This window comes from Pseudoalteromonas sp. (genome assembly GCF_041629635.1).
Taxonomy (GTDB): Bacteria; Pseudomonadota; Gammaproteobacteria; order Enterobacterales; family Alteromonadaceae; genus Pseudoalteromonas.
The window spans coordinates 22,634-29,273 of the sequence record NZ_JBFKMX010000034.1; the positions used below are offsets into that span (position 1 = coordinate 22,634).

General features: G+C 36.0%; 6 protein-coding genes. 5 read left to right on the top strand and 1 reads right to left on the bottom strand.

Features of this window, described 5'->3' with window-relative positions; genetic code table 11:
* The first annotated feature begins 399 nt into the window (after positions 1–399).
* The 5 genes from ABYD77_RS07250 to ABYD77_RS07270 all read left to right on the top strand — a co-directional run bounded on the left by ABYD77_RS07250 (position 400) and on the right by ABYD77_RS07270 (position 6,153).
* A complete protein-coding gene (locus ABYD77_RS07250) occupies positions 400–2,145 on the top strand; it encodes a diguanylate cyclase (protein ID WP_372768444.1) in 1,746 nt (581 codons plus the stop codon).
* Between the two features lie 276 nt (positions 2,146–2,421).
* Positions 2,422–2,922 (top strand): hypothetical protein, encoded by a 501-nt coding sequence (locus ABYD77_RS07255; protein WP_372768446.1) that lies wholly within the window; start codon positions 2,422–2,424, stop codon positions 2,920–2,922.
* Between the two features lie 418 nt (positions 2,923–3,340).
* The gene (locus ABYD77_RS07260; protein WP_372768448.1) at positions 3,341–4,123 is read left to right on the top strand and encodes a substrate-binding periplasmic protein; all 783 of its coding nucleotides are present in this window, start codon (positions 3,341–3,343) and stop codon (positions 4,121–4,123) included.
* A gap of 372 nt (positions 4,124–4,495) precedes the next feature.
* Positions 4,496–4,897 (top strand): LexA family protein, encoded by a 402-nt coding sequence (locus ABYD77_RS07265; RefSeq protein ID WP_372768450.1) that lies wholly within the window; start codon positions 4,496–4,498, stop codon positions 4,895–4,897.
* Positions 4,897–6,153: a Y-family DNA polymerase gene (locus tag ABYD77_RS07270; protein WP_372768452.1), complete on the top strand. Its 1,257-nt coding sequence runs from the start codon at positions 4,897–4,899 to the stop codon at positions 6,151–6,153. The genes ABYD77_RS07265 and ABYD77_RS07270 overlap by 1 nt, the downstream gene beginning before the upstream one ends.
* A 22-nt stretch (positions 6,154–6,175) precedes the next feature.
* On the opposite strand, the gene ABYD77_RS07275 is transcribed toward ABYD77_RS07270, so the two are convergent.
* The gene (locus ABYD77_RS07275) at positions 6,176–6,487 is read right to left on the bottom strand and encodes a hypothetical protein (protein WP_372768454.1); all 312 of its coding nucleotides are present in this window, start codon (positions 6,485–6,487) and stop codon (positions 6,176–6,178) included.
* Positions 6,488–6,640: the final 153 nt, after the last annotated feature.

Sequence of the window (6,640 nt, forward strand, 5' to 3'; positions counted from 1 at the left end):
TTGTGCGCTTTAAACGCTGTTCAGGTCTCAGTTTAGCGTCCAGAGTAGAGAAAAGCTTCCTCTGTGTAGTATTAAATCTAATATTGTTGTTTTCAAATTAGAGAGAATTACAATGTCTCAGACCTACTAAACGGTTATTATAAATTTAATATACAGGTATCTAGTGTGAATACAATCGCCCAATATCTCATTTAATAGTTTGCTAGGTTGTTATCTGCAAAAGTTTATCTAATTCTCAAAAGTTTAAAAACTAATGTATTGATTTAATATAAATAATCAAACTATCAGCGTTGACATTTAAATGGTGAGTCTTTGGCACAACGTATAGTTGTTAGAGAATTTTACTAGATTGTCTAAACTATAAATAATACACACTTTTCTACCCGAAAACGCAGAGCTATGAAGCACTTTGTATTCAAGTTTGAAAATGTAGAAGACCTACATTCACAGTTGGAGAGCATAGAATTTAGTTTTGAAAACGCTAGCGCGGTTTTGGCTCAATTCTATACGTCTTTTGTAGACAATCAATTTATGCTTGAAGTTTCAAGCTGTTTGCGAAAAGTAATACCTATTATTAATGTAGTTGGCTGCACAACGATTGGAGAAATAATAAACGGCGACAAGCTTGATAGTGGTTCGATTATTTCAATAAGCGTATTTGTTCAGGCACGGATTTATTCTTTTCATCAACAAAGCGCAATTAATAAGGAGTTGTTGTCTGGTGAATTATTAGGCAAGAGCATAAAGCAAAGGTGTGGAAATGATGTTAAATCTATCATCTTATTAGGTACAACCCTGAGCTTGACAAGTGAAGATTTTATTGCTGGATTGCTTTCAGAAGTGGAAGATGTACCAATTGTAGGAGGAGGGGCTGGTGATCATTTGAAACTAGTTAGAACATTGGTTCTTCATAATGAGTTCATTTCTACTTCAGCTTTTGTAGCAGTCGCAATATGCGGAGGCGGAGTAAGCTTAAAGGTTGAAAATATTTTAGGGTGGCAACCGTTCGGAAAGGAAATGGTGGTAACTAAGACTGATCAAAACTCTATTTTAGAAATAGATAATCAAAATGCAGCAGAGCTTTACCAGCACTATATTGGGCGAGTTGAAAACGGATTGGTCGAGGAATTAGTTGGGTTTCCACTTATTATCAAGCAAGATCAAAACTATGTGGCTAAAGTTCCAATTGCATTTGGAGATGATTGCAGTATTAAGTTCATTTCTAATGTTGATGAAGGAGCCAAAATTCGCTTTGGATATGGTGATATAAACTCAATATTAAGTAATGTAAACGTTGCCATTGAAGATTTGGAAAGTTTTAAACCAGAAGCTATTTACCTGTTTTCCTGTGGATGTCGAAGACTTTTTCTACAAAAAGAAGTGAAGCAAGAGTTAATGCCATTTGAGAGCTTGGCTCCTACAGCAGGGTTTTTCACTTTAGGCGAATTTTCAAATGCGGTGAGTAAGACTAATGTGTTGAATGCAGAACTTGTTGTATTGGCGATTAGGGAAGGGAATGCATTACAAAATAATAAAATCAACTACCTAGAAAATAGAAAGTTGCCGGAGCGTACAGCGGTTCTAAAGCGCTTAATGCATTTTATTTCAACCGTCACAAAAGAATTAGAACAAGCAAATTATGAACTACGTGAGCAAGCCAATACGGATGGATTAACAGGTATAATGAATAGACGTTGTTTTGATGAACGTTTGGCAAGTGAAATGTCGCGGTGCATTAGATACGAAAGAAATGCAGTTTTGATTCTAATGGATATCGATCATTTTAAGTCAGTCAATGACAATTACGGTCATCAAATTGGGGATAAAGTTCTACAATTTGTTGCAAACTTGCTTAGAAAATTGATTAGAGACACGGACGTTTGCGCTCGCTTTGGTGGTGAGGAATTTGCAATATTACTTACTGATACCAATTTGGAGGATGGGATAAACTTAGCTGAACGCATACGAAATTCAATTGAACTTAAATCAATAGACTCAGGAACGGAATTTTTACCCGCAGTGACAAGTTCCTTTGGCGTTGCTGAATTACATGAAAGTATATCAATAGAAGCAGTTGTAAAACTTGCTGATGACGCACTATATAAAGCTAAATCTGATGGAAGGAACTGTGTCAGACAAGCTTAATTTTCCTAGGCTGACGCTTTACGGGTCACAATAAGCATACTACTTGAATTGAATTAGTTAGGTAACTTAAATATAACTTGCTCACCTGAGTTTATGGAATGTAATGACGGTAGCTACCTTTTTGGTTTTTATTTCCCAGTTAACGGTGAAATAACCGATCTCACGGTAGAGTTCGAGTTTTCGCATGTTAAAGGTAATGAATATAGTGCCACTATCAATGACATTCATGTCTTGTAGCTAAAGGCACATAACAAACGCTTAAACCAAAGGAATACAATGCATAGTATAGAATCAATTCGGAAAGCTCTAAGAAAACAAATCCCTCATTCAGCAGGAAAAGATGGTGAGGAGTATGCCAAGCAGTGGCTATCAAAATCTGGATGGAATTTTGAAGAGATAGAGCAAGGAAAGTTTAGCTTGTCTAATGAGCTGAGAGTTTATGGTGGGAAAAGGCCAGATTTTATAGTCGATCCAAATGACGGAAGCTTTTTACTGATTGATGCAAAATATCACTCAACCGAAGATTGCTCGCTGTTTAACCTGAAAGATACCGAAATTGGCAAGTATCGCGCGTTAGTAAAGTATACAAAGGATAATTTTCCGGATATTCAGGTAGATATGCTCTTTATGGTTTTCCCTAAAGAGCGAGATGGAAAAAAGCTAGTATGGGTGCACTTAGACGAATTCAATAATGGAGAGACCGCAACCGTAGCTGGCGAAGCTGCTACATCTATATCGTTGAAAGATCGTGATGATCTTTGGTGTCAAAATGCCTAATAAATCAATCAATTTCGCACCTTCGATGCCGGACGCAGTATAGCTGCGCCGGTTATAACAGCGCAGCTTTTGGCGCAGAAGTGTCATTAAACTTATTTTCATTTTTAAATTGTTTTAACAAATATTAGTTATCTCAAATTTCTCTTTTCGCAAAATTACTTAATTAAGTCATGAAATAATACAAATCTCATGCAAGTGCCTGAGATTATCGATTTAAGTGGCAACGTTCAATAACAATATACATATATCGTCGCAAATCTTTTATTTAACATAATATACATTACAGGTAATGGTGTTTGTTTGTGCTTCATTTTTTAAATACCTTATTAAATCTTTACTGGTTTAAATTACCAATTTTAGGTAAATTACACTACACATTTATATTTTAAATAGTTACCTGTCTGTACAATTTTTCTATATGTTCAAAGCCCGTTTGCATTTCTTCTTCTATACATTACTGTTTCTTTCCAGTATTTCTTTAAATGCTAAAACTCTTACTGTGGCTTCTGATTATTGGTGTCCGTTTATTTGTGATAATGTAAGACATCCAGGTATTTTGGTTGAAGTGATTAATGAAATTGCACTGCGTAATCACTTATTGCTCGAAATTCAAATCATGCCATTATCACGCGCCTTAAAAATGGCAAAACAAGGTGATGTTGATATTGTACTTGCTTTAACTAAACAGCACATAACTGAGTTTCATTTACAGCAATCACATCAAGTGTTTGGTGGTTGGTATAATGATTTCTATGCTCTGCAAGATAAAGCTACACGTTTAATGAATGAATCACAAACTGATATGTTGTCAGCTATTTTCCGTGATAATAACCGTATTGGCCTCATTAAAGGTTATGAATATGGTAACGTATTAAATAAGCTATTTGCTGAATATCCGAACAATTTATATCACTCAACAGGCAACGCTCCTTTAACAAGGAATATTAAGTTATTACAAAAAGGCCGCATCGATTTTCTGTTAGATTCACGGTTTAATCTAGATTATCAACTGGCTCGTTCAAATATCCATGATATTGTAAGGGTTACGACTGAAGGCTCTCTAACTCCATTGTACCTAGGTTTCAATCCACATATATCACATGATGTTATTAATCTTTTTGATAATGGTATTATTCATTTACAAATTGCTGGAAAACTAAATCACATCCTAAAAAAATACAATACAGAAACATGGTATTAAATTAGTTTAATTTATAATTATAACTGGTTACGTGCCATACACCGTTCCATATTTCTGAACCAACACTTTCTAAACTTCTTTAATAAACATCGATGTTTATTTGATAGCATTTCAATACCTCTCTTATAGCTAATAACATTCATTGCCCCATAGGCTACTTATAGCTCATCACTCATGATATTTATTAATTTTGTCGTTGTTAATTTGCGATTTTACCTTTAAATCAACCTTTCAATCCCTTTAATTCATTGAATTATCTACTGTCTATTTTAGGTGTTAAAAACTTTTACAGGTGAACAAACCGACACTACCTAATTTTAATAATTTGCACTAAACTGTATATTCATACAGTTATTTGATGTTTACTTATTTGTGAAAGTTGTACCAATAAAAATTGAGGCAGGCATAACTGGGTTTGAGTCCCCTGCTGCCGAATATCAAGAGCTTGGATTATCTCTTGATGAACTGCTAATACAACACCCTAACGCCACTTTTGTTGGTGTGGCAACGGGTGACTCTATGATTGGTTGCGGTATTTTTGATGGCGATATTTTAATTGTGGATCGCGCACTTGAGCCGCACCAAGGGGATGTGATCGTGGCTAATTTTAATGGTGTGTTCACCTGTAAAATTTTTGATAAGCAACGTGGTATGCTGATATCGAGCTCTCCCCACTATCCGCCAATTTTGGTTAATAAAGGCGATACATTTCAATACGAAGGTGTGGTAAGTACATCGGTTCGCTTACATCGTGCGCGTAAGGCCTTGTTTTAATGTTTGCACTTGTAGATGCTGTATCGTTTTACGCCAGCGCCGAAAAGGTCTTTGACCCAACCATCCGAAATCGCCCTGTTGTTGTGTTAACTAACAACGATGGCTGCATTTGTGCTGTTTGCCCTATTGCTAAAAAGCTGAATATTCCGAAGTTTGAACCGTATTTCAAAGTAAAAGAGTTACTTGAAAAACATAACGTTATTGTACGTTCCTCTAATTATGAGCTCTATGCTGATTTAAGTGCTCGGATGATGAACGAAATTAGTCGATTTAGTGATAACCAATATATTTACTCAATTGATGAATCATTTTTAAATTTTAATGGCTTTAACAATCTAATTAATGACTGGCATGAGTATGGCCATACCATTCGTAAAGCAGTATGGCGTAAAACTAAAATCCCCGTAGGTGTAGGTTTTGGCCCGACAGCAACCCTTGCTAAAGCTGCTAATCATGCAGCAAAAAAATTACCTGGATTTGATGGTGTGGCAGTAATAAACAATGAGGCCTCCCGTAAACATATTTTAAAATTAATGGCTGTAGAAGATGTGTGGGGGGTTGGGCGTCGCATTAGTAAAAAGCTAAAACTCATGAATATTCACAGTGCACTTGATTTAGCAAATCAACCCGCAAAATTAATGCGTAAGCAGTTTAGTGTTGTACTTGAGCGAACCATTAATGAGTTAAATGGTACATCTTGCTTATCGTGGGATGATGTGAAGCAAAAAAAGAAAGAGGTCTACTCTACTCGCTCCTTTGGCGAACGCATTAGCGATGCACATTCGTTACGCGCTGCCTTTGCGGCACATTGTAATATTGTGGCACGAAAACTTAGAAAACAAGGCTCTTTGGCGAAACGCATTGTTATTTTTGCCCATAGCTCTCCCTTTGAAGAGCATTACTATAAACGCACATTTATTTATGAGTTTCCCGTAGCATCTAACGACGTCACAGTATTTGCTAATGCTGTAAAAAAAATATTTTTAAAAATTTATAGCCCGAATGTGCGCTTTCAAAAGTGCGGTATTGGGGCAATTGAGTTAGAAGACGAAATGTATCGCCAAGGTGACTTATTTAATCACTCTCAAGATAAACCTGAACTAATGCAATGCTTAGATACTATTAACCAACGCTTTGGTAACGACGCGCTTAAGCTTGCAAGCGAAAAACAAAGCGCTTTTTGGCATATGCGACGCGCATTTTTATCTCCCAAATACACTACTCGTTGGTCAGATATTCCGAGAATAAAATGCTAATAAATAAGGTATAAAAAAGCGTTTAAAAAGGCCTTGGGTTAACTGTGAAGAACGCTTCAAAATTAGTGGGATCTGTAAATTTAATAACAGCAGCATAGCGCTTAGAGGCGTCGAATTGCTGAGGTTGTTTTAAAAGTACTGGGCGCGAGATTATTTGGCCTTGAGATGTTTGCCAACTTAATACTAAATCTGCACCTTGATAACGTGCTTGTGGAAAGCCAGTACCGCAATAGCTTTGCGGCTCAACTAAATTACAGCTAACCATTTTTGCTGATTCAACGACGGTTAATTTAATATTTTCAATAGTACTGTTTGCATCATTATAAAAAGCCAATCCAGACACAGTGAGCGAAGGAGAAGTTGTAGATTTACACCCAAATAAAGCAATAAAAAAACAGCAAAATATAAAATAAAAACGATTAGAAAATAACACCTGTTATACCCCTTTACAAAAATACAAAGCCTTTAAAAACAGGCTATGCAGCAA

Coding starts and splice junctions, on each gene's coding strand:
- ABYD77_RS07255 (WP_372768446.1), top strand. CDS start 2,422: ATGCATAGTATAGAATCAATTCGGAAAGCTCTAAGAAAACAAATCCCT.
- ABYD77_RS07250 (WP_372768444.1), top strand. CDS start 400: ATGAAGCACTTTGTATTCAAGTTTGAAAATGTAGAAGACCTACATTCA.
- ABYD77_RS07260 (WP_372768448.1), top strand. CDS start 3,341: ATGTTCAAAGCCCGTTTGCATTTCTTCTTCTATACATTACTGTTTCTT.
- ABYD77_RS07270 (WP_372768452.1), top strand. CDS start 4,897: ATGTTTGCACTTGTAGATGCTGTATCGTTTTACGCCAGCGCCGAAAAG.